Source organism: Pseudoalteromonas sp. 120-MNA-CIBAN-0494 (assembly GCF_040308885.1).
Taxonomy (GTDB): Bacteria; Pseudomonadota; Gammaproteobacteria; order Enterobacterales; family Alteromonadaceae; genus Pseudoalteromonas; species Pseudoalteromonas nigrifaciens.
Window position 1 is genome coordinate 58,973 of the sequence record NZ_JBEOOE010000006.1, and the last position, 23,807, is coordinate 82,779.

Consider the following 23,807-nt stretch of genomic DNA (forward strand, 5'->3'; position numbering starts at 1 on the left):
CAAAGCGCAATGGCTTTTGTCATTAATTTTTTACACTTTGTATTTGCCATCACCAAAGTCGTATTGGCAGTTTTTTTTAGATGGAGTATGGTATTTGCCATAATTAAGTGACGTTGTATTTTATTTACGGCTTAACAGCAGGAGTATGTATGTTTCAGGTAAGTACACCGCAAAGTAGTGAAGATTGGCAAGCCTATTATCAATTACGTTGGGAAATTTTACGTGCCCCTTGGGGTGAGCCACGTGGTTCTGAACAGGATGATTTAGAACAAGATGCCGAGCATCGCTTTATTAAAAATAAAGCGGGTAAAGTATTAGGGGTGGCGCGGCTGCACTTTAATAACCAGCAACAAGCTCAGGTTCGCTATATGGCTGTAGCTGAAGAAAGTCGTAATCAGCATATTGGTAGTCGTTTATTACATGACCTAGAAAAAATAGCATGGTCACAAGACGCTGCAGAGTTGGTGTTATTTGCACGCGAGCGCGCACTCGAATTTTATAAGCGCCATGGTTATGAAACACAAGAAAAAGCGCATTTAGCGTACGGCGATGTACAACACTATAAAATGGTAAAACAAAAGCCATCAGAGCCAGGCTGGTTTCGCCACCCTAACTGGACTCAAGTGCTGCAAAACACCTGGCGTGAATCAATCCCAATTAGTGATGCAATGGGCATTAAAGTAGAGAGCTATACCGACTGGCAATTTACGACTAGCGCAGATTTAGATGCTAATTTAAACCTGCATAACACTATGTTTGCTGGTTCTATTTATAGCTTAGCAACCCTTACGGGGTGGGGCGCAACCTACTTAGCATTAAAAGAAGCAGGGCTTGAAGGAAATATTGTATTAGCCGATGCCAATATTAAATATTTAAAACCGCTTAGCAGTGATCCACGCGGCTGTGTTGATATACAAAGCTGTAAGGGTAAGCTCAGCGAGTTAGAAACTGAAGGTAAAGCCAGCTATTTAGTACCTGTTATTATTTATGATGGTGATAAGGTAGTGGCTGAATTTGAAGGGCAGTTTGTAGTAAAAAAATAAGCTGTTAGCACTTTATAGTTAAATTAAAGCACGAAAAAAGCCAAGCGATGCTTGGCTTTTTAATTTGTTTAATTTAATCGCTAATTAATTAAAGTAAATCGGTAAGTAGTATACCTACGCCAATTCTTTCTATATCAGCGTTATAATCAATTAAGCTTTCGCCATAGCCATTAAAGTACTGTGCATAACCACGCACTCGGCCCCAAAGCGGAAATGACCAATCGAGCTGTAATGCACCGCGATTGTCTGAATTTAAGTTGTTACGGGTCATAAAGCTAAATTCATGTTCATTAAGGCGATACGCACCGCTAAACTCAAAGTAACCCATGTATTTGTAAATGTCAGGGTTGTCGTCGCCTCTTGGATCTAAAGGTGTTTCTTTCTCGCTTTCTGAAATACGATACCAAGGCTTAAAGTTAAATACAAAGCCATTTTTTTCCCAAATAAAGTTAGCGTAAATACGGTTCCATGAACGTGAATTTGGCTGACTATTACCGTTAGACTGATGCGAAATACCCAAAACAACAGCCATTTCGTCGCCCCAAGGAACGTGTTCTGGATCTAAATAGTTAACCCAAAAAACCTCTGGCTCGTAGTTAGTCTCACGAAAAGGTGATGAGCTTTCTTTGTTATAAAGCTGCCAATATGACTGTAATGTAAAGGCAAAAAATATAGCTTGGTCTTCATCTGAAAAGTCATTGAATAGAGGCACTTTAATTGAAAGCTGATATTTGGCTTCTAAGTTATCGAGTGGCTCGTCATTTTTTTCGCCAGTTAGCTCGTCAAATGTTTCAAACGAGCTATTGTTCGGATGCGATACATATGAAATAGGTAAAATGTAGTTACGTTTATGTGGCGTAATCACATTACGGTTTTTTTGGCTTACTGCTTCTCGTGCTTTGCGCTTATCGATGGCGGTAAGTTGCTTATCTTCTTCAAGAGCGGAGCACTTTTTACGAAGCTGATCGAGTGTTTGCTTGCCGTCTCCACCAATCACTTCATTTAAAATACATTGTTTTACCAGCTCAATATTACTATTTTGCTCATTGCTTTTAGGTTTTTCTTCAGCAAAAACAGTAGTACTAACTAATGTTGAAAGTATGATCAAGTATCGCCAGCTCATTGTAATTCCTTTGTGAGTATTGATGGTTTAATGCGTTAATTTAATTATAACGCCTTTTTACATATGTAACGGTGAACTTTTACTGAATTTACGTATATTTAGTATAATTAGATCAAAATAAAAGCGGCCTAAGCCGCTTTTATAATGCAAATTAACTATAGTTAACTTACTCTCACGCAATGAGAAGGGAGAGCTTAAAGCTCAAATACGTTAGTAAAAAACTTATACAGTTCAGTGCCTTGATTAACGCTCGCCGAGGCAAAATGCAGTATGGCAATAGCGTCAGATTCAAGGGAAAGTGTTTGTAGTGGTTGCTCACTTAAATAACGCTCCATGCGCAGTATTTTAGCAATTGGCTCACCGGCTTTTATATGCCCGCCTAGGGGGGCAATATACTCAACCATTCCGCCCATGGGCGCGTAGTAAGCAAAGTAATCGTTTAAATGACACGCGTAGCGAGTAATGTTAGCTGGAGTGTGGGGCGCATTTACAAATACGGCTTTATAATTTAAGTAACTTAAAATACTGTTTGCATCGTTCAGTGCTTCGCTCAAGTCTATTTTTTCTTGGCTGCCTAGCTCTACAGTAAAAGCTTCTACAGGTATGCTGAGCTCGCGGCCTTGTTTGCTCAGTGCTTCGCTTAAATGCCACCACGGACAAAAGTTTGCTTCATCCATCGCACCATCAAAGTCACTTGGAATAAGCAGTACGTGCTCAATATTAAAGTAGCGAGCGCTATTAGTCGCATAGGTTGGGCAGTACAAGTGCTTGCTTGAAATAGGACCTGTGTGTAAATCCAGTACTATATCAGCTTGGTGAGCGAGCTTTTGTAAGTTAAGCGCAATGCGTTTACCAGTATTGAGTAAATAAGCAGGGCCATTAAGTTTACTGTCAACTTCGTCAATAAGTGCCTGTTTGAACGCGCTTTTTAATATGGCATCGTCGTATTGCATATGGTTTTGTGCAAACTGAGTGACTAAATCAGTATTATAATGATACATCCTATTCCAATTAGTGCCGGTGATAGGGTCGAACCGACCTAGGGTAAATTCCCCCGACTTTTGATTGCAACCAATAGGGTTGGCATAAGGCACTAAAGTAATATCACCTTTAAGATTAAGGTGCTTTAATTGTTCAAGTAGTTGAAAAATTACCGCGTTACCTTGTACTTCAGCTCCGTGCATGTTGGCCTGAATATACACACTTGGCCCCGTGCCATCGCCTTTTAAACGATACACAGGAATAGTGAGTGGTAAGCCATTGGCAACTTCACCAACGACGATGTTTTCTTGACTAATTGGTGAGGCGATCATGAGTATCTCAACATTTTAATTTTATCTCAGGTACATTATCTTAGGTACATTATCTCAAGTAATAACTGGCATCTTCGGCTGCACGCAAACAGCTAAGTTTGTTTTGTTCTAAAACATATTCGCCAGCAAGTTCGTGGCATAAAAAGTACGGCATACTTTCACTAAAGCCATAGGCACCACATTGACTAAACACCAACCAGTCGTGCTCATTGAGATCACTTGGTAATGCGTGCTCGCCCAAGCTATCGAGTGCGGTACAAAGTGGCCCGTATAAGCTCATAGCTTGGGTTGGTGTGTGTGAATCTCGTAGTAATGCTGCTGGAAAGTCTTGACTGGTGACGGCTGGGCGCAATAAGTGGTTTATACCGCCACTTAAAATAACTTGTTGTTGGCCATAGTTTTGTTTGCGCTCTACTACTGGGGCTGCGTAATGTCCGCATTCACCCACGGCATAGCGGCCAAGCTCCATCCATAACTCTTCAACGCCCGCCTGTTTTTTAATTTTAGCGAGGGCAGTTATTAAGTCATCCCAATTAAGCGTTATGTCGTTTTGCGTATACGGAATACCTAAGCCGCCACCTAAATCTAAAATTTTAAGGTTTATATTTAAATCGCGGGCAAGTTGGCTAAGTGGTGCAATCATTTGTGACCACAACTCACTGAGTTTTTGCGTGCTGAGCATATTTCCCCATTGAAAAATATGCAGGCCATCAAAGCTAAGTGCGTCATAGTCGGTAATATTAAGTGCCTGCCACTCTGTACAACCGAGTCCGAATGGCGTGAGGCTATCGCCACCTAGTGGATTTTTTTCGCCCTCGGGCCAACGTAACTGTACGCGCAGTAATACCTGTAGTTGACAGTTTTGTAGCTTGGCTTGCTCATTGAGCCAGCGAACTTGATTAATACTTTCGGCAACAAAAGTACGTACGCCGCGCTCAATAAAGTGTTTAATTTGTTTTGGGCTTTTAGCTGGCCCGGTGTTGAGCACGCGATCGCTACTAACGCCTTGAGCAAGTACTTGCTCAAGCTCGCCTTTACTGGCTACGTCAAAATTAAACCCGGCGTTATCTAAGCATTGAATAATTTTAGACAGCGGATTCGCTTTAACCGCATACCAAAGTTTTACCTCGGTTTGTGCGACCAATTGTGCCAAGTGACTATTTAGCGTATCTAGGTCGTAAACAAAAAATGGGCTATCGAGTTGGCTTGATAATTCATTAATTGCCGTTTTAACGCCCGTGCTCAAAAAGCTCATTAACGTAAAACCTCTTCAAGTAGTAATGATGCATCACTTTGCTCATCGCGGTACTTAACAATTAACGCGCACGACATGCTTAAACCTTGTGCACGCGCCCATTCGTTTGAAGCAGGGCGAGAGCCTGGTATTACAATAGCGTACTCAGGAATTGGCTCGCCTTTGTCTAGTTGGCGCTCGTTTACACAGTCGTAAACCGGAATTGTGGCCGATAAACGCACACCAGGGGCAAGTACTGCGCCTTTTTTAATTACTACGCCTTCAACAATTACGCAGCCTGCGCCAATAAATGCATCATCTTCAACTACCACTGGGCTGGCACCAATTGGCTCTAACACACCGCCAAGTTGCACGGCTGCGCTAAGGTGGACATTTTTACCTACTTGCGCGCACGAGCCAACTAAAGCGTGACTATCTACCATAGTGCCTTCGTCAATGTATGCGCCAATATTTACATACGCTGGTGGCATAATAATAGTGCCTTTAGCTACATAAGCACCACGGCGAACGCTTGAGCCACCCGGGACCATACGTACGCCATCGGTGGCACTAAACTGTTGTGGCGCTAAGTTATGTTTATCAACAAAGCCACCGACAAATTCGGTGTTTGTACCATTTTTAAAGGCTTCTAAAATACCCTGTTTTACTGCAACGTTAGCCTGCCATTGGCCGCTTTCGTTTTGTGATGCTGCGCGTACTGCGCCCGACTCTAAATTATTTAATAGTTCTAACCAGCTCATTATAAAAACCTATGTTTAATGCCAAGATAAAATGGTGTTGTTTGCTTGTTCAATGCACGTTGTTTGCGTTAATTCGAGGTGAGTTAACGGTGGGCGTAAATACGAACTCGTTAATCGCCCTTGTAAATGCATGAGTACTTTAACGGGAATGGGGTTTGCTACAGTGAACAAGCTACTGATTGCGCTTGACCACTGAGTAAATAAATTGGGGTATTGGCCACTTAGGCTACGCTGTACGAATTCGTGAGTTTGTAGCGGCCAAGCATTAGCTGCTACCGATACCAGCCCTTTAGCGCCGGCTTGGGCAAAGTAGGGCATAAGCGCATCGTCGCCGCTAAAAATAGCTAAGTTAGGAGCCGCTTGACGGTAAGCTTCAAATTGCGCAATGTTGCCACTGGCTTCTTTAAGTGCCCATAGGTTTTTATGTTGTTGTAGGTTTTGAATGGTTGCCACTGGAATATCGACAGCGCTTCGCCCTGGTACGTTATAAAGCATACAAGGGTGTTTACTTATATTTAAAAGGCTTTCAAACCAATGGGTTTGCCCAATTACACCGGGCTTTGCATAAAGCGGCGAGCCAAGTAAAAAGCTATGAATAGGCAAGTGGTTACAGTATTCAACCCAGGCTAATTGCTGTTTGAGGTTCATACCACCTACAGCCACCATTAAGGGTACATTAGGCGATAATTGGCACACGTGCTCAACAATGGCTTGTTGCTCTTTAAGTGTTAAGGCTAAGCCTTCGCCTGTGCTGCCTAGTAGTAAAATAGCATTATTGGCAGCGGCTTGCTCAGCAACCAAAGTGGTTAAGGTACCATAGTCGATTGTACCGTTTTGATTAAACGGAGTAACGAGCGCCGTCCAGACTGAGTAGTCATCTAAATTAAAGTTTTTGATCATCTCTCGCGAACTTATAGAATGTTCGGTGAGTTAAGAAGCTATATAGGAAAGAGCCGCATTAACATCGTTCGAACAAATACCCACGTGTAGGGTATGTTATAATTCGAAGAGCGAATGGGCTTAAATAATAGGGCGCACGGCCTTATTATACTAAGACCAGAAGCTCTCCACCAAACTAATAAGCTACGTTTAAATAGCTATTGGTGACAGTCGCTAGGATTCAACCTAGTCGCCCGAAACAACAATGACACAAATATTGTTGTTTCTCGGCGTTGATTCCCCTTACGTATGCTCAATGGAGTTTGTGCTCCTAACATACGCTACCTGAATAACGCACCTCTTCCAGCCCTTTATATTTGTACTGCTAGCAATACAAATATAATTAAATAGGGTAAGTGCGATGATTAAATCATTTTAGCCATCTGGGTGTCAAGCAGCTAAGTGCAGATAGTGTCATCGATTTTGGTAACGGTTACGTATAAGGACGATTTCCCTTAAACTAGGGGGTAATCGCGGCGCGAAATTTGTAACTGCAAAATAAGGTTTCAAGCAGATGGAAAAATTTAATGATATTTATCAGCGAGCAGTAGAGCGAAAAGGCTCAACACAAATGCTACAGCAATTACTCGCTAAACCTGCATCTAAGCGACAATTAGTAGCTTTAAGTGATGATGATTGGCTGGAAGAGTTTACGCGCAAGGTTTTTCAAAGTGGTTTTTACTGGTCGGTTATTAACAGCAAGTGGGCAGGCTTTAGAGAGGTTTTTTGGCAGTTTAGCGTTGAAAAATTATTAATGATGCCACCCGATATGTTGGAGCAAAAAGCCAGCGACGAGCGCATTGTTCGTAATTATAAAAAAGTAAAAACGATCCCCGAAAATGCGTTCATGATCCATGAGGTTACCCAGCAACATGGTAGCTTTAGTCAGTTTATTGCAGACTGGCCAAGTGAAGATATTATTGGTTTGTGGGCGTACTTAAAAAAACACGGTGCACGCTTGGGTGGAAATACCGGCCCTTATACTTTGCGTGCATTGGGTAAAGACACCTTTTTATTATCGCGGGATGTTGAGAGTTATTTGCGCGCGCATAAAATTATTGATGGTGGCTTACAAACTAAAAAGTCGTTAACTGCAGCGCAAGCGTTCTTTAATGAATTACAACAACAAAGCGGTTTGAGCATGCAAGAGCTAAGCTTAATTATAGCCTACAGTGTAGGCGATAATCGTGTAGGTATAAGCCAACAACAGTAGAGGGTAGTTATGAATTTAATGCCAAGGTACAGACAAGTAGCCGACAATTTTGCAATTGAAGATCGCCCATCTAAGGTGGCCGCCCCACAGCTATTACTATGGAACGACAGCTTAGCTAAAGCGTTTAATATTAATGTAGTTCCTGAATTACGGGCCAGTACTTTTAGCGGCAACGAACAGCAAGCAATTGCAGCGGTTGCACTGGGATACTCAGGGCATCAATTTGGACATTTTTCACCTCGTTTAGGCGACGGGCGTGCTCATTTGCTAGGTGCAGTAGAGGATGCGCAAAACCAGTTGTGGGACATTCAATTAAAAGGCTCAGGTGCCACTCCTTACTCTCGTGGTGGCGATGGCCGCTGTGCACTTGGCCCAGCAATTCGTGAATATATAATGAGCGAAGCAATGCAAGCGTTAGGTATTAAAACTACGCGCTGCTTAGCAGTGGTTGGTAGTGGCGAAACCGTGTACAGAAACCCACCTCAACCTGGCGCTATTGTAACACGCTTAGCCAGTAGCCATATTCGTGTTGGCTCGTTTCAGTATTTAGCAACGCAAGGCGACGTTGAAGGGCTTAAAAACCTTGCCGACTTAGCTATTGAGCGTCATTACCCAAAAATTCAAGCAACAGGACCTGAGCGCTATTTAGCATTTTTAGCTGCAGTGATTAAAAACCAAGTTGAGCTGGTGGTTAGTTGGATGCGAGTAGGCTTTATACATGGGGTAATGAATACCGATAATACGCTGGTTAGCGGCGAAACTATCGACTATGGCCCATGTGCCATGATGAACAGCTTCGATTTTGATACCGTGTTTAGCTCTATTGATAAGCAAGGGCGTTATGCATTTGGTAATCAACCTAATATTGCTAACTGGAACTGCGCCCGCTTAGCTGAGAGTTTAATACCGCTTGTAAATGATGACGACGAACAAGCTGTGGCGTTAATGACCCCAATAATAGATGGTTTTGCTGAGCAATTTAATGTTGAATTTAGTGCAATGTGGGCAACAAAACTGGGCTTAGCTGGCACAGATACAGCCGATAAAGAGTTAATTGCAGAGCTATTACAGTTATTAAAAGAGCACCAACTCGACTATACCAACACGTTTGATGCACTAACCGAGTCTTTAACAGGTGGAGTGAGCATACCAGTGGTATTAGTTCAGTGGGCCGGTAAGTGGCAAAAACGTACCGATGATCGCAGCTATACCGTAATGCGCGCAGCTAATCCGCGAGTTATTCCTCGTAACCATGTGATCGAAAAAATACTTAGTGAGTATAATAAGACTGGCTCAAGTGAATTACTGCATGAGTTTATGCAGGTTATGCACACACCTTATGAAAATACAGACAAATTGGCAAAATTTCAGGATGCACCTAGCAGCGATAAAGAGTATTATACTTTTTGTGGTACTTAATTATTAGATTGAAATTTAAGTTGCTGATTATTAAAGGTCATTTAGCGGCCGTAGCGCTGCTTTATTATTGAGCACAATAAACTGAGCTGATATTATTGATATGCATTTAAAGCTAGGAGCTTGGAGCTCAATATAAACTCAGCTAGTGAAGTCGGTATGGTTATTTAATAAATTTAGATACTAGCGATAGTATTTATTATCTAGGGGTTGGGTAAAGTAATTAATATGTCCTAAACTTACTGATACTTGTATATAGAGTGTTGAAAACGAATTAATTTATCTTTTGTTAAGTATTGATTAATAAAGGATCAGGTAATATTAATAAAACTGGTTGAGCTAGAAAGAATTAGCTATATTTTTTAATTGTTAAAATGGGAAGAAAACAATGAAATTAAAATCACTTACAATCGCAATCGCGTTAGCTGCAACTAGCGCATCAGCATTTGCAGCAGAAAAAACTGAAGGTTTTTACATTGGTGTGTTCGGTGACTATTACGATGCATCTTGGAAAAACTTAAACATGCACCAAAACTTGGAAGTTAATGAATCTGCAAGTTGGGGTGCTGAAGTTGGCTACCGTTTCAGTGATTACTGGAGTGCACGTCTTGAGTATGCAGATATGGACTTTAATGCATTTCTTAAAAATCCGATTCCTAATGGTAATCGTAACGACGTAGACGGCGAGCGTTTTGGTGTTGATGCACTTTACCACTTTGGTGGCGGTCCTTTCTATGGTTTATTTGGTATTAAAGAAGTAAAAGTAGCAACAGATAATACTTTCTTAAACGCAGGTGTTGGTTACCAGCACTTCATTACAGACGGCTTATTTGTTAACGCAGAAACATCTGTTTATCAAGGTCTTGACCGTGGTTATACCGATGTGAACGCTAAACTAGGTATTAACTACTTATTTGGTCAAAGTTCAGTAGCAGAAGAGCCAGTTCAACCAGCTCCAGAGCCAGTAATTGTTGAAGTTGCACCAGTAGATAGCGACAACGATAACATTCCAGATGCAGATGATCAGTGTCCTAACACACCAATGACAGATGCAGTTGATGGCACAGGTTGTACATTATACGAAGATAAAGAAGTAACTGTAAGCTTATTAGTGACTTTCCCTAATAATACATCTGCAGTATCTACACAGTACTTAAACGATATCGATAAAGTAGCTGAGTTCTTAAAAGAGTACCCAGATACAACTGTTCTTTTAGAAGGTCATACTTCTTCTGTAGGTAAAGCATCTTACAACAAGTGGTTATCTAAAAAACGTGCTGACGCAGTAGCTAAAAAATTAGTAGCTGATGGCGTAGCAGAAGACCGTATTACTACAGTTGGTTTAGGTGAAGAGCGTCTTAAAAATGAAGCGAACACTAAAGCAGCACACGAAGAAAACCGTCGTGTAGAAGCGCATATCAAAACGATTAAAAACGTTAAAGTTTTACGTTAATAAAATCGATTGAATTACAAAAACCCAGCTTTATGCTGGGTTTTTTTATGCCTACTAAAAACTTAAATTAAAAATTAATACTAATGATTCTTACTTAATAAACATTCATAGAAATTGATTTTACTTTATCTACTATTCATAATACTTATAGTCGGTATAATCAGTTGCTGAACTGGATAGATTTTCATCTACCTACAAAAGCTTTATAATTAAGCGTTAGAATACTATAAGTATTGGGTAACATTGCGCTTATGAAGCGCTACCGAATATTTTCACGTCACCAAGAGGGCAATATTGTGCTACAAGAATATCGTAAACACGTAGAAGAACGTGCCGCGTTAGGTATCGTACCAGCGCCATTAGATGCTCAGCAAACGGCTGATCTTATTGAATTAATCAAAACTCCACCGGCTGGTGAAGAAGAGTTTATTCTCGACTTATTTGCTAATCGTGTACCGGCAGGTGTTGATGATGCAGCTTATATCAAAGCAGGGTTTTTAGCGGCAGTTGCTAAAGGTGAAACTAATTCTCCACTACTTTCTAAAGAAAAAGCGGCAGAATTATTAGGAACTATGCTAGGCGGTTACAATATCGCACCTATGATAGACCTACTTGATGACGACACACTTGCACCTATTGTAGTAAAAGGCCTTTCAAACACATTATTAATGTTTGATGCATTTTACGATGTAGAAGAAAAAGCAAAAGCGGGTAACACATTCGCTAAGCAAATTATTGAGTCTTGGGCAAATGCAGAATGGTTTACTAATAAACCAGCTGTTGCTGAAAAGATTTCAGTTACTGTATTTAAAGTAACTGGCGAAACAAATACGGATGACTTGTCACCTGCACCAGATGCATGGTCTCGTCCAGATATTCCACTACATGCTTTAGCTATGCTAAAAATTGAACGTGATGGTATCACTCCTGACAAACCAGGCGAAGTAGGCCCAATCACCCAACTAGAAGAATTAAAAACTAAAGGCTTACCACTAGCTTACGTTGGTGATGTTGTTGGTACGGGTTCTTCACGTAAATCTGCAACTAACTCAGTGCTTTGGTTTATGGGCGATGATATCCCGTTTGTACCAAATAAGCGTGTTGGCGGTGTATGTCTAGGTAATAAAATTGCACCAATCTTCTTTAACACTATGGAAGATTCTGGCGCTTTACCAATTGAGCTAAATGTTGATGAACTTAACATGGGCGAGCAAATTGACATCTACCCATACGAAGGTGTTGTTAAGCAGCATGGTACTGATAAAGTAATCTCTAAGTTTGAACTTAAATCTGAAGTGATTTTAGATGAAGTTCGTGCTGGTGGTCGTATTCCACTAATCATTGGTCGTGGTTTAACAGACAAAGCACGTACATCACTTGGTTTAGGTGCTACTGATATATTTAAAGTACCAACAGCAACTGAAGTATCAGATAAAGGCTTTACACTAGCGCAAAAAATGGTTGGTAAAGCATGTAACGTTGCAGGTATTCGCCCAGGTCAATACTGTGAGCCTAAAATGACAACTGTTGGCTCGCAAGATACAACAGGTCCTATGACACGTGATGAACTTAAAGATTTAGCTTGTTTAGGTTTCTCTGCAGACTTAACAATGCAGTCTTTCTGTCATACATCGGCATACCCAAAACCTATTGATGTAAACACGCATCACACGCTTCCTGATTTCATCATGAACCGTGGCGGCGTTTCACTTCGCCCAGGTGACGGTATTATTCACTCATGGTTAAACCGTATGTTATTACCAGATACCGTAGGTACTGGTGGTGATTCGCATACACGTTTCCCATTAGGTATTTCATTCCCAGCTGGTTCGGGTGCAGTAGCATTCGCAGCAGCAACAGGTGTTATGCCTCTTGATATGCCTGAGTCAATTTTGGTTCGTTTTAAAGGCGAAATGCAACCAGGTATCACATTACGTGACCTTGTACATGCAATCCCTTACTACGGTATCAAGCAAGGCTTATTAACAGTTGAGAAAAAAGGTAAAATCAACGAGTTCTCTGGTCGCGTACTAGAAATTGAAGGCGTTGAGCACCTAACTGTTGAGCAAGCGTTTGAATTATCAGATGCATCTGCTGAGCGTTCAGCTGCAGGTTGTACGGTTAAGCTTTCAAAAGAGTCTATTTCTGAATACCTAGAATCAAACATTGTTATGCTTAAGTGGATGATCTCTGAAGGTTATGGCGATGTACGTACGATTGAACGTCGTATTAATGCAATGCAAGACTGGTTAGCTAATCCTGAGCTTATGGAAGCAGATAAAGATGCTGAATACGCTCACGTAGTTGAAATCGACTTAGCTGAGATTAAAGAGCCAGTTCTTTGTGCTCCAAATGATCCAGATGACGCGCGTTTACTTTCTGATGTTGCTGGCGAGAAAATTGATGAAGTATTCATCGGTTCTTGTATGACTAACATTGGTCACTTCCGCGCGGCTGGTAAGTTACTAGATGGCTTTAAAGGTCAACTACCTACTCAGCTTTGGGTTGCTCCACCTACTAAGATGGACAAAGACCAACTAATTGAAGAAGGCTACTATGGCATCTTTGGTCGTGTTGGCGCACGTATAGAAACTCCAGGTTGTTCATTATGTATGGGTAACCAAGCACGTGTTGCTGATAAAGCAACGGTAGTGTCTACCTCTACACGTAACTTCCCTAACCGTTTAGGTAATGGTGCAAATGTATTTTTAGCATCATCTGAACTTGCTGCAGTTGCGGCAATTATCGGTCGATTGCCAACTGCTGCTGAGTATCAAGAATATGCAGCGAAGATCAATGCAACAGCGTCAGATACATATCGCTACTTGAACTTCCATCGCATGCCTGCTTACACTAAAAAAGCAGACAACGTGATCATTCAACAAGCAGTATAATTTTTACAGCTTATTTAAAAACCCGCTTTTGCGGGTTTTTTATTGGCAAAAATAAATTTTAGATAGTTAATGTTGTTTTTTTGCATTTATTGTATTAATTTTGGTGGTTAATTGTTTTGAAGTTAAATAATAAAGCAATAAATCCTCTTTGCATGCATTAAAATCTCTGCAATATTATAATTACTATAGCAGGATTTTTATGACCGCTTTAAACCCCCAGAATTTACTGCAGCTGCGTTTTATTAACCAAACAAATATTGATTTGGTTAAGCCTTCTTTTGATAACCTGCCGACTAATCCTTATGCAGATGGTGCCTTTCGTAAACGCCGTTACTCTGTAGTTAAACTACAAAATGGTGAGCTAAAGCTACAAGCAACAAAAGCATTTGTACAAGATGATGCAATTAATACCTTTCAGGGTAATGTTGAGCGTAGTTACGAAAATTTAGAGCAAAGCCTACTTGAGTCAGCGGGCATGAAAAGTATTGTGAATGAGTTTCGTCAAATTACCGGGATTGATGAAGAACGTGATATCGAAATTCACCAATTTCGTATGTTAGCCATTGATAGTGATACGCCTGCAGCGCCAGAAGGCGTGCACCAAGATGGTTTTGATCATGTGTGTGTATGTGGTGTATCGCATGAAAACTTAGAGGGCGGTGAATTGCTTGTATACGAAAACAAGCAAGCCGATCCCTGTTTTAAAATGGCCATAAAAGACGGTATGTTTGCAGTAATTAACGACCGTCAAGTGTGGCATAACGCTACTCCAATGAATAAACTTGATGCCAGTAAGCCAGGTTACCTGGATTGCTTTGTATTAACGTCTTAAGGAATGAGCATGAATATAACGCAATTACGTGAGCAATTTCCGGCATTAATGCAAAGCGTTAATGGTAAATCTCCCGTGTTTTTAGACGGCCCCGGTGGCTCGCAAGTACCGCAATCGGTACTTAACGCTATGACTGCTTATTTGGGTTATTACAACTCAAATTTAGGTGGAGCATTTTTCTCAAGCGATAAAACCGTTGAGCTAATGGCAAATGCTCGCCAAGCTGCTGCCGATTTACTCAATGCGCCCAGCTCACAACAAATTGTATTTGGTCCGAATATGACCAGCTTAACGTTTAGCTTTAGCCGCGCAATTTCACGCGACTGGCAAACGGGTGATGAAATTATTGTCACTAACGCGGATCACTTTTCTAACGTTTCGTCGTGGCAGCAAGCCGCAGAAGATAAAGGTGTTAAAGTTAATACTGCGCTTATTAACGAAACCGACTGCACACTCAATATGGCGCAGTTCGAGAGTTTACTAAACAGTAATACTAAGCTGGTAGCGGTAACTTATGCTTCAAATACCACAGGTTCAATTAACAATATTAAACGTATTGTAGAGCTTGCCCACAACGTAGGCGCACTTGTTTATGTTGATGCCGTACATTATGCACCGCACGAACTTGTAGATGTACAAGCGCTTGATTGCGACTTTTTAGCCTGCTCTGCGTACAAGTTTTTTGGCCCGCATTTAGGTATGGTTTATGGCAAAAAAGAGCACCTTGAAGGATTTACCCCGTACAAAGTTGAGCCAGCTAAAGACGTAGCGCCTGGTCGCTGGGAAACCGGCACGCAAAGCTTTGAAGCCATGGCTGGTTTTATAGCGGCGGTTGATTACATTGCAGCAATTAGCGAGCTTGACGACAGCCATTCACGCCGCGAAAAGTTAAGTGTTGCCTTTGCTAAAACCAAGCAACACGAAATGGCGCTGAGTGAATACTTTTTAACGCGCTTAGTTAATTACCCGCGTATTAAATTGTTTGGTATAGATGATTTAGATCGTTTAAATGAGCGTACGCCTACTTTTGCGTTAACTTTTGAAGGTTTAGAGCCGCGCGCTGTATCTGAATGTTTAGGTAAGCAACATATTTGTGTATGGGACGGCAACTTTTACGCGCAAGGTTTGTGTGAGCAATTAGGCGTACTTGATAAAGGTGGCGTAGTGCGCATTGGTTGCATGCACTACAACACCACCGCAGAGCTTGATCAGTTATTTAATTTGTTTGATGAGCTACTAGGTTAATATACATAAAAAAGGTGCGCTAGCTCTTTGGCGCACCGTATATTTGCTCTGCGCGGTTAAACAGTACCCACGAGGTTAAAATATACTTATCGTTAGATACTGGCTTATTGCCACGGTGAGTGTGAGTAAAGTAGCCGGGCGCTATTACCATAGTGCCTTTTTTAGGCGCAATTTTACGCTTTTGATAATAAAACTCCGTTTCCCCACCTTGTTCAACATCGTTCAAATAAAACATAAACAGCAATACTCTATGTAGCGCCTCGTTATGATTTAACTGCGGATAAACTTCGCTGTGCCAATACGGGTAACCGCCTTTATTAACTTGGTATTTTTGCGCCTGAATATTTCCTAGCCTAAAAATTTGCTGCACTAATAAGGGCAGTTGTGGTTTACCCACTTCATCAAAGTTTGCGTGTGTTAAGTCAACAGGTTCGCCACTTTTAGGGTGATACACTTTTAGGCCAAAGGCACCAATCATAATAAAAATATGTTCTTCAATGTATTTAAAAACATACTGTGCAGTGGTTTGTTGAATGTGTTTTAATTGCTCAACGTATTCCGGATGATTGTTTAAGTGCAAGTCGTGGCTATCTTTTTTATTTAAATCGATACCGCCAGATGTCATCCCTTGTTTTATATGCGGGCTTTGAGAAAAGGTAGTGATAAAGTTATCACAAAAGTCATTGCTGAGCGCGTTATCGTATACGCGAATAAAGTCCGTCATAGTTTACCTTTATATAATTATTATTGGATTATTATGTTTATTGAAAAAGTGATGCCGCGCTTTAGTGAAACAGATGCGCTAGGACATATTAACAATACCGTACTCCCTGTATGGTTTGAAGCTTCGCGTGCGCCTATTTTTAGGTTTTTTACCCCAGATTTAAACCCACATGACTGGAAGCTAATTATTGCCAAAGTCGAAGTGTCGTTTGTTGGTGAGTTATTTTATGGCCATGAAGTAACCATTAAAACCTCAGTAGAGCATGTAGGTACCAGCTCATTTGTATTACGCCAAGAAGCTCACCAGCAAGGTAACTGCTGTGCAGTTGGTAAAACGGTATTGGTACGTTACGATTTTGCAGCAAAAGCAAAGCAATCGCTTTCAGTATCTGAAAAATCGTCACTTAATGAGCATTTAGCCCCGGCTAGCTAGTTTGGTAAATGTTTACAGCGGTATTGAGCCATTATAATTTTGAATATACTGGCTCAGCGCTGTTATTTGCTCAGTATTAAAACGCAAACCTAACTTACTACGACGCCACAATATATCCTCGGCGCAGCGAGCCCACTCGCTATTAACTAAATAATTTACTTCAGTGGCGTATAAACCATGGCCAAAATGCTGGCCTAAATCAGCTACGCTTTGGGCATCTGTAAGTAGGGTATAAGTGCCAGTACCGTAACTGCGTATAAAGCGATTTAAAATAAACTCAGGCAACCATGCATACTTTACCTGTAGTTGTTGCTTTAATACTACCTTTGATGAAAAGTCGCCACCGGGTAATGGAGTATTTTTTGTCCATGTTTGGCCCATATGCGGATAAAAGCTGGCGAGTTCGTTTACTGCGTTTTCAGCGAGCTTGCGATAAGTGGTAATTTTCCCACCAAATACACTTAGCAGTGGTGCCTGGTTATTATTGCTCGATAATATCAGTTTGTAGTCGCGAGTAACGGCTTGTGCGTCGCATGAGTTATCATCTAGTAAGGGGCGTACACCACTAAAGGTATGCACTATGTCGTTATGAGTAAGTTGTTTTTTAAAGTAATTATTAGTAATGCCAATTAAGTAATCGACTTCTTTATCGCTAATTTTTACATCTGCTATATTGTCGCTGTATTCTTCATCTGTAGTGCCAATCAGTGAATAGTCATCTTCAAATGGGGTAACAAAAATAATACGCTGATCTTTATTTTGTAAAATATAGGCCTGCGGCTCAGTGTGAATACGCGGCACAATAATATGGCTGCCTTTAACTAAGCGAATATTATGTGGCGACGGCCCAGTAATTACCTCATCAAAAAGTGATGCAACCCAAGGGCCCGCTGCATTAACAACTCCTTTAGCAACTATAGAACATTGCTTTTTGCTACCTTGTTGCTCTAAGGTCACACTCCAATTATTGTTATTGCGAACTGCTTTAATACAGCGCGTGCGGCTTAAAATGGTTGCACCTTTTTGCTGTGCTGCTAACGCATTTAAAATAACTAACCTCGAATCATCAACCCAGCCATCAGCGTATTCAAAACCGCGGGTAATAGTATTATTCAATATACTATCGCGGGTAAATTTAATTGATTTTGATGCGGGTAAAGTAATGCGTTTGGCAAGATGGTCGTATATAAACAACCCAATTCTAATCATCCAGTAAGGGCGTAAATGCGCTTGATGTGGCAGCCTAAAAGATAGCGGCCACATAATATGTGGGGCATTTTTTAATAACACTTCACGCTCTTTAAGTGCCTCTTTTACTAGCCTAAATTGGTAATGCTCTAAATAGCGTAGTCCACCATGAATAAGTTTACTGCTACTTGATGATGTAGCAGAGGCTAAATCATTTTGCTCACACAGTAATACTTTTAAGCCTCTACCGGCGGCGTCAGCCGCAATACCAGTGCCATTAACGCCACCGCCAATAACCAGTAAATCATATTCATTATCGAGTAATTTCACTGAATACCTCTTTATTAATTTAAGCGATGGCATATCAATAGCCAATAACACTATCGCATTAGCAGTCGTCTTTTGTTGCGTTATTTGAAAGTGTGACTTGTGCTATACAGTGCTGCCATTTTGCGTATAAATCGTTACGTTCATCTATGCTCATGGTTGGTTCAAAACGACGGTCGCATTGCCACATAGTAGCTAATTGCTCCGTTGACTTATAAATCCCAGTTTGCAGCCCTGCTAAATAGGCAACACCCAGAGAGGTTGTTTCTGTTAGCGCTGGGCGTTCCACACTTGCGCCTAAAATATTAGCTAAAAACTGCATGGCCCAATTATTTTTTGCCATGCCACCGTCCACGCGCAAAATACTTGGACGCAGGCCATCACCTTCCATGGCTTTTTGTAAATCTTTGGTTTGATAGCCAACAGACTGCAGCGCCGCTGCTACTATAGTGCTAATGCCCGAATCACGGGTTAAACCTAAAATAGCACCACGGGCATTGGCATCCCAGTATGGGGCGCCTAAACCGGTAAACGAAGGCACTAAAAATACGCCGTGATCCAGTGGCACGTCTTTGACCATAGCCTCGCTGTCGCCGGCATGTTCAAGTAGCTTTAAGCCCTCAACAATCCATTGCATAGTGGCACCCGCCATAAAAATACTGCCCTCTATAGCGTAGGTCACTCTACCATTGAGCCTGTAAGCCACAGTAGTTAATAAGCGGTTATTAGAGGTAAGGGCTTTATCGCCCGTATTAAGCATTAAAAAGCAGCCCGTTCCGTAGGTACTTTTAGCCATGCCTTCTTTAAAGCAAGCTTGGCCAATTAATGCGGCTTGCTGATCCCCCGCCATAGCGCAAACTTTAATCGGTGCACCAAAAATTTCACTGCTGGTACTGCCAAACTCGGCTGCGCTGTCCATCACTTCTGGAAGCATAGAGTGTGGAATATTAAACTGCGTTAGTAACTCTTCATCCCAACATTGCTGATGTATATTAAATAATAGTGTACGTGAGGCGTTGGTGGCATCGGTACGGTGTACTTTGCCAGCGGTTAAATGCCACAGTAAATAACTGTCAACCGTACCAAATGCTAGCTCGCCGGCTAGCGCTTGTTGCTGTGCATCGGCAACATTATCTAAAATCCAGCGAATTTTAGTGGCTGAAAAGTACGGATCTAATAATAGCCCGGTTTTATCGCTAATTTTTTTACTGAGTTTATCGCTACGTATTTGCTCGCAATACTCGCTGGTACGGCGATCTTGCCACACAATGGCATTATAAATTGGTTGGCCAGTCTTTTTATTCCATACTAAAGTGGTTTCGCGCTGATTAGTGATACCAATGGCAATGACCTGCTCGGCTGTAACCTGGTTATTAGCCAGTACTGTTTTACAGGTACTTAGTACGGTTTGTAAAATATCGTTAGGGTCGTGCTCAACCCAGCCATTATTGGGAAAGTGCTGCGGGAATGTTTGCTGAACAGTATCAACTACCTTGGCATCTTTGGTAAATAAAATAGCCCGAGAGCTGGTAGTTCCTTGATCAATCGAGAGTATGTATTTAGACATAAGCTTAACGTTATTTATCTTAGATACAGATAGCTTGTCTGCAAGTTAAATTAATAGCAATGCTTTTTAAATATTAGGAAGGGCTGTTATAGCTATAACGCTGTAATTTATACCAAGGGTGGTGGCAGTGTATATTAAGAAGCAAGGGTAATAAGAGCCCATAAGTCAGAGGGCTCTTAAATACAATGGGTATAAATTGCGCTTAGCTGGCTTTTAACAGTTGTTGATGTAGCCAATCTTTTAACACCACACGGTCATGTTTTAATTGCAGCATTTCCTCGTCATCGATAGGCGCGTCTTGCAGCTCTAAGGTACGAATTTCTTTATCAAGCGCGTTGTATTTTTTGGCTTTATCTGCAAACTCTGGATCATTGCTATTGAGTTTTTTAATGGTATTTAGGTGCTCAGGAAAGTCTTGAGTTAATGAATGATCTTCGCCTAACATAGGTACTCCTTAACGGTGCGTGTAATAAATGTGTTTTAAAAATAACACGCTTAGGGTTTAGTTAAATTCAGATTGTATGGGTATTTATGTACGCCATAATATTAGAGCTGGGGGTTGCTTGAGTATAAATCAACACATAGCCGTTATTAATTATTATTACGGAAATACTTATATATCACTATACAAAGCACTGACACTCAAAGATGCTTAAGTTAGAATACAAAATGCAACAACTCCTCGCAAACAATAACTATTTTGAGTGCTTTATTACATGCTTTTAATGATCGACAATTACGACTCGTTTACCTATAACTTGGTACAGTACTTTCAGCGTTTAGATCAAGAGGTACTGGTTAAGCGCAACGACCAAATAACGCTTAGCCAAATTAAGCAGTTAAATCCTCAACATATTGTTATATCACCCGGTCCTAAAAGCCCAAGCGAAGCGGGTATTTCATTAAGTATTGTTGAGCAATTAAAAGGGCAGTATCCTATTTTAGGAATTTGCTTAGGGCATCAAACTATTGCCCAAGCCTTAGGAGCAAAGGTGGTGCGTGCTAAAAAAGTAATGCACGGTAAAACATCGCCAATTTACCATAGCGATCAAGGAGTATTTAAAGGTTTAGCTAAGCCCTTAACGGTCTGTCGGTATCATTCTTTAATTGTTGAGGCACAGTCGCTGCCTAAAGAGTTGCAAGTAACAGCCTGGACACAAACCCAGCAAGGTGAGTTTGACGAAATTATGGGATTATTACATACAGACTTAGCACTTGAAGGTGTACAATTTCATCCGGAAGCTATTTTAACTGAGCAAGGTTTAGCGTTACTTGATAACTTTTTAACTCGCTTCTAAGCTTATAGTATTAAGTAAATATCATTACATTAAAGACAGAGAGCCATGACCGAAATAGTGCAGCAACCGCGTATTGTTAAAATGCTTAATCAACGAGCACATGATTTGCTGCTTGGTCATAACTTTGCTCATCAACAAATTGGCTTTATTCATACGCTAGAAATGGACTATGGCGAACCACTAAAGCAACGCACATTACTTGAAGTAGAGGTTGCCGCTCAGCAAAAGCGCAAGCTAAAAAGCACCGCGCATCATAAATATCGTGCAGCAGCGAGCGAGCAACTGCATAAAGCAATAGAAAAAATGATGTCTGAGCAGCTTAGCGATATAGACAGTGTTATTCAAAACACCATAGGTGTAGAGGACAGCGTATGTGCCATGTTAGATATTTTAGCCACAAAAAGCGCATCGGTTGGGCGCTTAGAGCCCTTAGTTAACGACCTAAGCTGGCTTGGCAGAGAGTTAGTTACTTTAGTTAACTTGCCTTATTATCGTAATCAGCGCAGCAAAAATACCGCAGTGAAAGTAGATAGCCCCGCTTTAGCGCTGCGTTATATTGGCCTAGATAACTTACAGCTAGTAGTACCAACTTTTGCAGTGCGCCATTGGATGCCTTATAGCACAGAGCCTTTTTCGTTACTAAAAAGGCGCTTAAAAGAAAGCGCCATGGCGAATGCTATTGCTGCACAAAAAATTGCTGAAGTTAACGAGGTTAACCCAAGCCATGCTTTTACTTTAGGGATGTTATTAAACGTGGGGCAAATAGCCTTAGTGCGTTTATATTTAAAAGTGTTTGAGCAAATTTGGCAGCGAAAAGTACAATTTGCTCGCACTACAGCGAATAAAGGCTTGCATACTGCATTGCTAGAGCTAAAACCAGACCCTTTATTTTTAACCACCTTACTGAGCGAACAGTCGTTGGCTATTAGCGCTAAAATAATTGAAAAAATGGCCTTTAAGTATTTGCCGTTTAATAGCGTAATGCAGCAACTCGTTAATGGTGTAGAAAAAGGCGATACAGCGCTGCCTTTAACGCAGGTAATGCTAAAAGCACGATGTTACTCTCAGTACTTAACGCTAAAGCAGCATCAGCTAGTTGAACCGGATGAAACGCTTAGTTGGTTTTCGTACTTTAAGTTCACCAAAAAAGAGCTAAAAGCACTCCAAGCAAGCAATTTTAATAATCTTGCTATTCAAATTGATTAAATTTGTTAATTTTTTTGCGACTATCCATTCACTTTTTATTATCTCTTTTCAATACATTTCCCCGTTTAAAGTGAGGCGCGCTCGTTGTTCAGGCGCTTTATTGGCTAAAAACGAGTTGCATAAAGCAAGCAAATAGTTATTCACTATCTATGAAATTATATCTCAAGCCCTTTATTATCAAGGGTTACATGAAAGTTTTTGAAGAGACATAATCAATGTTTTCTGAAATAATAAGCGTCTGAAAATTGAACCACACAGCCCTTTTTATGCAAATATCGCTATACTGAGTTTGCTAAAAAACACATATGCTACAGGTTACCACACAGCTATTTACGGCTTTGTGATGTACACAATTAAGAGGAAATAAAATGACAGTCAATCGCGAATTATTTGATCACGTAATGGTTCCTAACTACGCACCTTCAAGCGTAATTCCAGTTCGAGGCGAAGGCTCTCGCGTATGGGATCAACAAGGTCGAGAGTTTATCGACTTTGCTGGTGGTATTGCCGTTAACTGTCTTGGCCATTGCCACCCTGCATTAGTAGGCGCATTAAAAGAGCAAGGCGAAAAGCTTTGGCATCTATCAAATGTAATGACCAACGAGCCAGCACTACGCTTAGCTAAAAAAATGGTTGATGCAACCTTTGCCGAAAAAGTTTACTTTGCCAACTCAGGCGCAGAAGCAAACGAAGCAGCACTTAAATTAGCGCGTCGTTTTGCCCTTGATCAATTTGGCGCAGAAAAATCACAAATCATCGCATTCAACAAAGGTTTCCACGGCCGTACATTCTTTACCGTAACTGTTGGTGGCCAAGCGGCATACTCAGATGGTTTTGGTCCTAAGCCAGGCGACATTGTACATTGTGATTACAACGACCTGGCAGCATTTGAAGCCCTTATTAGCGACAAAACATGTGCCGTAATGATGGAGCCACTACAAGGTGAAGGCGGTATTGTTTCGCCAACTGACGAATTTGCACAAGGCGTTCGTGATTTATGTACTAAACATAATGCACTGCTTATTTTTGATGAAGTGCAAACAGGTGTTGGCCGTACAGGTAACTTATACGCATACCAAGGTTTAAACGTTGTTCCTGACATTTTAACTACGGCTAAAGCATTGGGCGGCGGTTTTCCTATTGGTGCTATGATCACCACAACTGAAATTGCACAACACCTTAAAGTAGGTACGCATGGTTCTACTTATGGTGGTAACCCATTAGCGTGCGCCGTTGCCGAAGCAGCATTCGATACTGTAAATACCCCAGAAGTACTTGCTGGTGTAACAGCAAAAGCAGCATTATTTAACCAACTACTTACTGAAATTAATAATAAATACCACGTGTTTAGCGAAATTCGCGGCCAAGGTTTATTAATTGGTGCAGTAGTAAGCGAGCAATACAAAGGTCGTGCAAAAGAGTTTTTAGTGGCAGGTACTGAGCACGGTCTTATGTCATTAGTTGCCGGTGCTGACGTGGTTCGTTTTACACCATCATTAGTTATCCCAGAAGCCGACATTCGTGAAGGTATGGCACGCTTTGAAAAAGCAGTAGCCAGTGTTGTAAGCGCTTAACATAGCCAAACAATATCTATTAAGG

General features: G+C 41.1%; 20 protein-coding genes and 1 riboswitch. Of the genes, 11 read left to right on the top strand and 9 right to left on the bottom strand.

Annotation, left to right across the window (positions count from 1 at the left end):
• Positions 1–149: 149 nt before the first annotated feature.
• Positions 150–1,043, top strand: a complete 894-nt coding sequence (locus AAEY55_RS06355; RefSeq protein WP_011326892.1) for a bifunctional GNAT family N-acetyltransferase/hotdog fold thioesterase — start codon at positions 150–152, stop codon at positions 1,041–1,043.
• Positions 1,044–1,131: 88 nt separating this feature from the next.
• On the opposite strand, the gene AAEY55_RS06360 is transcribed toward AAEY55_RS06355, so the two are convergent.
• The 5 genes from AAEY55_RS06360 to dapA form a co-directional block, all read right to left on the bottom strand.
• Positions 1,132–2,166, bottom strand: coding sequence for a phospholipase A (locus AAEY55_RS06360; protein ID WP_182684118.1), 1,035 nt, complete (start codon positions 2,164–2,166; stop codon positions 1,132–1,134).
• A gap of 194 nt (positions 2,167–2,360) precedes the next feature.
• Positions 2,361–3,479, bottom strand: coding sequence for a succinylglutamate desuccinylase/aspartoacylase family protein (locus AAEY55_RS06365; RefSeq protein ID WP_089367575.1), 1,119 nt, complete (start codon positions 3,477–3,479; stop codon positions 2,361–2,363).
• 49 nt (positions 3,480–3,528) lie between these two features.
• Entirely contained in the window at positions 3,529–4,734 is a 1,206-nt protein-coding gene (locus AAEY55_RS06370) for a PLP-dependent decarboxylase (RefSeq protein ID WP_011326896.1), read from the bottom strand.
• Entirely contained in the window at positions 4,734–5,474 is a 741-nt protein-coding gene (locus AAEY55_RS06375; RefSeq protein ID WP_011326897.1) for a 2,3,4,5-tetrahydropyridine-2,6-dicarboxylate N-succinyltransferase, read from the bottom strand. The genes AAEY55_RS06370 and AAEY55_RS06375 overlap by 1 nt, the downstream gene beginning before the upstream one ends.
• Positions 5,475–5,489: 15 nt before the next feature.
• Positions 5,490–6,374 carry a 4-hydroxy-tetrahydrodipicolinate synthase gene (dapA, locus tag AAEY55_RS06380; RefSeq protein ID WP_011326898.1) on the bottom strand — a complete coding sequence of 295 codons (885 nt, stop codon included), beginning with the start codon at positions 6,372–6,374 and terminating at the stop codon, positions 5,490–5,492.
• Between the two features lie 152 nt (positions 6,375–6,526).
• A riboswitch (Lysine riboswitch) is annotated at positions 6,527–6,724 on the bottom strand.
• A 203-nt stretch (positions 6,725–6,927) separates the two neighbouring features.
• On the opposite strand from dapA, the gene AAEY55_RS06385 reads away from it, so the two are divergent.
• The 6 genes from AAEY55_RS06385 (at position 6,928) to AAEY55_RS06410 (ending at position 15,466) form a co-directional block, all read left to right on the top strand.
• Positions 6,928–7,626, top strand: a complete 699-nt coding sequence (locus tag AAEY55_RS06385; protein WP_011326899.1) for a DNA-3-methyladenine glycosylase I — start codon at positions 6,928–6,930, stop codon at positions 7,624–7,626.
• Between the two features lie 9 nt (positions 7,627–7,635).
• Entirely contained in the window at positions 7,636–9,045 is a 1,410-nt protein-coding gene (locus tag AAEY55_RS06390) for a protein adenylyltransferase SelO family protein (protein ID WP_350550557.1), read from the top strand.
• Positions 9,046–9,430: 385 nt separating this feature from the next.
• Positions 9,431–10,495 (top strand): OmpA family protein, encoded by a 1,065-nt coding sequence (locus AAEY55_RS06395; RefSeq protein WP_011326901.1) that lies wholly within the window; start codon positions 9,431–9,433, stop codon positions 10,493–10,495.
• Between the two features lie 296 nt (positions 10,496–10,791).
• Complete coding sequence (gene acnB / locus AAEY55_RS06400) at positions 10,792–13,389, top strand: bifunctional aconitate hydratase 2/2-methylisocitrate dehydratase (protein ID WP_011326902.1); 2,598 nt, start codon at positions 10,792–10,794, stop codon at positions 13,387–13,389.
• Between the two features lie 199 nt (positions 13,390–13,588).
• The gene (locus AAEY55_RS06405; RefSeq protein WP_011326903.1) at positions 13,589–14,221 is read left to right on the top strand and encodes a 2OG-Fe dioxygenase family protein; all 633 of its coding nucleotides are present in this window, start codon (positions 13,589–13,591) and stop codon (positions 14,219–14,221) included.
• A gap of 9 nt (positions 14,222–14,230) precedes the next feature.
• Positions 14,231–15,466: a cysteine desulfurase-like protein gene (locus tag AAEY55_RS06410; RefSeq protein ID WP_011326904.1), complete on the top strand. Its 1,236-nt coding sequence runs from the start codon at positions 14,231–14,233 to the stop codon at positions 15,464–15,466.
• A gap of 19 nt (positions 15,467–15,485) precedes the next feature.
• Here the strand turns inward: AAEY55_RS06410 and AAEY55_RS06415 are convergent, their stop codons facing one another.
• Positions 15,486–16,190, bottom strand: a complete 705-nt coding sequence (locus tag AAEY55_RS06415) for a 2OG-Fe(II) oxygenase (protein WP_011326905.1) — start codon at positions 16,188–16,190, stop codon at positions 15,486–15,488.
• Positions 16,191–16,223: 33 nt separating this feature from the next.
• Between AAEY55_RS06415 and AAEY55_RS06420 the strand changes: the two genes are divergently transcribed.
• Positions 16,224–16,622, top strand: coding sequence for a thioesterase family protein (locus AAEY55_RS06420; RefSeq protein WP_011326906.1), 399 nt, complete (start codon positions 16,224–16,226; stop codon positions 16,620–16,622).
• A 12-nt stretch (positions 16,623–16,634) separates the two neighbouring features.
• Here the strand turns inward: AAEY55_RS06420 and glpD are convergent, their stop codons facing one another.
• The 3 genes from glpD to AAEY55_RS06435 all read right to left on the bottom strand — a co-directional run bounded on the left by glpD (position 16,635) and on the right by AAEY55_RS06435 (position 20,149).
• Positions 16,635–18,140 (bottom strand): glycerol-3-phosphate dehydrogenase, encoded by a 1,506-nt coding sequence (gene glpD / locus AAEY55_RS06425; RefSeq protein ID WP_089367585.1) that lies wholly within the window; start codon positions 18,138–18,140, stop codon positions 16,635–16,637.
• 58 nt (positions 18,141–18,198) lie between these two features.
• The gene (gene glpK, locus AAEY55_RS06430) at positions 18,199–19,704 is read right to left on the bottom strand and encodes a glycerol kinase GlpK (protein WP_089367586.1); all 1,506 of its coding nucleotides are present in this window, start codon (positions 19,702–19,704) and stop codon (positions 18,199–18,201) included.
• Between the two features lie 202 nt (positions 19,705–19,906).
• Entirely contained in the window at positions 19,907–20,149 is a 243-nt protein-coding gene (locus tag AAEY55_RS06435; RefSeq protein ID WP_011326909.1) for a YdcH family protein, read from the bottom strand.
• 271 nt (positions 20,150–20,420) lie between these two features.
• Between AAEY55_RS06435 and AAEY55_RS06440 the strand changes: the two genes are divergently transcribed.
• From AAEY55_RS06440 to AAEY55_RS06450, 3 genes are all read left to right on the top strand, one after another.
• Positions 20,421–21,002, top strand: a complete 582-nt coding sequence (locus tag AAEY55_RS06440; RefSeq protein ID WP_011326910.1) for an aminodeoxychorismate/anthranilate synthase component II — start codon at positions 20,421–20,423, stop codon at positions 21,000–21,002.
• 45 nt (positions 21,003–21,047) lie between these two features.
• The gene (locus tag AAEY55_RS06445) at positions 21,048–22,208 is read left to right on the top strand and encodes an HDOD domain-containing protein (RefSeq protein WP_011326911.1); all 1,161 of its coding nucleotides are present in this window, start codon (positions 21,048–21,050) and stop codon (positions 22,206–22,208) included.
• 368 nt (positions 22,209–22,576) lie between these two features.
• Entirely contained in the window at positions 22,577–23,782 is a 1,206-nt protein-coding gene (locus AAEY55_RS06450; protein WP_011326912.1) for an aspartate aminotransferase family protein, read from the top strand.
• Positions 23,783–23,807: the final 25 nt, after the last annotated feature.

Bases quoted from the DNA above. Each gene is read 5' to 3' on its own strand.
- AAEY55_RS06445 (WP_011326911.1), top strand. From the start codon at position 21,048: ATGACCGAAATAGTGCAGCAACCGCGTATTGTTAAAATGCTTAATCAA.
- AAEY55_RS06420 (WP_011326906.1), top strand. From the start codon at position 16,224: ATGTTTATTGAAAAAGTGATGCCGCGCTTTAGTGAAACAGATGCGCTA.
- AAEY55_RS06385 (WP_011326899.1), top strand. From the start codon at position 6,928: ATGGAAAAATTTAATGATATTTATCAGCGAGCAGTAGAGCGAAAAGGC.
- AAEY55_RS06355 (WP_011326892.1), top strand. From the start codon at position 150: ATGTTTCAGGTAAGTACACCGCAAAGTAGTGAAGATTGGCAAGCCTAT.
- AAEY55_RS06370 (WP_011326896.1), bottom strand. From the start codon at position 4,734: ATGAGCTTTTTGAGCACGGGCGTTAAAACGGCAATTAATGAATTATCA.
- AAEY55_RS06390 (WP_350550557.1), top strand. From the start codon at position 7,636: ATGAATTTAATGCCAAGGTACAGACAAGTAGCCGACAATTTTGCAATT.
- AAEY55_RS06395 (WP_011326901.1), top strand. From the start codon at position 9,431: ATGAAATTAAAATCACTTACAATCGCAATCGCGTTAGCTGCAACTAGC.
- AAEY55_RS06360 (WP_182684118.1), bottom strand. From the start codon at position 2,166: ATGAGCTGGCGATACTTGATCATACTTTCAACATTAGTTAGTACTACT.
- AAEY55_RS06365 (WP_089367575.1), bottom strand. From the start codon at position 3,479: ATGATCGCCTCACCAATTAGTCAAGAAAACATCGTCGTTGGTGAAGTT.
- AAEY55_RS06410 (WP_011326904.1), top strand. From the start codon at position 14,231: ATGAATATAACGCAATTACGTGAGCAATTTCCGGCATTAATGCAAAGC.
- AAEY55_RS06375 (WP_011326897.1), bottom strand. From the start codon at position 5,474: ATGAGCTGGTTAGAACTATTAAATAATTTAGAGTCGGGCGCAGTACGC.
- AAEY55_RS06435 (WP_011326909.1), bottom strand. From the start codon at position 20,149: ATGTTAGGCGAAGATCATTCATTAACTCAAGACTTTCCTGAGCACCTA.
- AAEY55_RS06450 (WP_011326912.1), top strand. From the start codon at position 22,577: ATGACAGTCAATCGCGAATTATTTGATCACGTAATGGTTCCTAACTAC.
- glpK (WP_089367586.1), bottom strand. From the start codon at position 19,704: ATGTCTAAATACATACTCTCGATTGATCAAGGAACTACCAGCTCTCGG.
- AAEY55_RS06415 (WP_011326905.1), bottom strand. From the start codon at position 16,190: ATGACGGACTTTATTCGCGTATACGATAACGCGCTCAGCAATGACTTT.
- dapA (WP_011326898.1), bottom strand. From the start codon at position 6,374: ATGATCAAAAACTTTAATTTAGATGACTACTCAGTCTGGACGGCGCTC.
- AAEY55_RS06405 (WP_011326903.1), top strand. From the start codon at position 13,589: ATGACCGCTTTAAACCCCCAGAATTTACTGCAGCTGCGTTTTATTAAC.
- AAEY55_RS06440 (WP_011326910.1), top strand. From the start codon at position 20,421: ATGCTTTTAATGATCGACAATTACGACTCGTTTACCTATAACTTGGTA.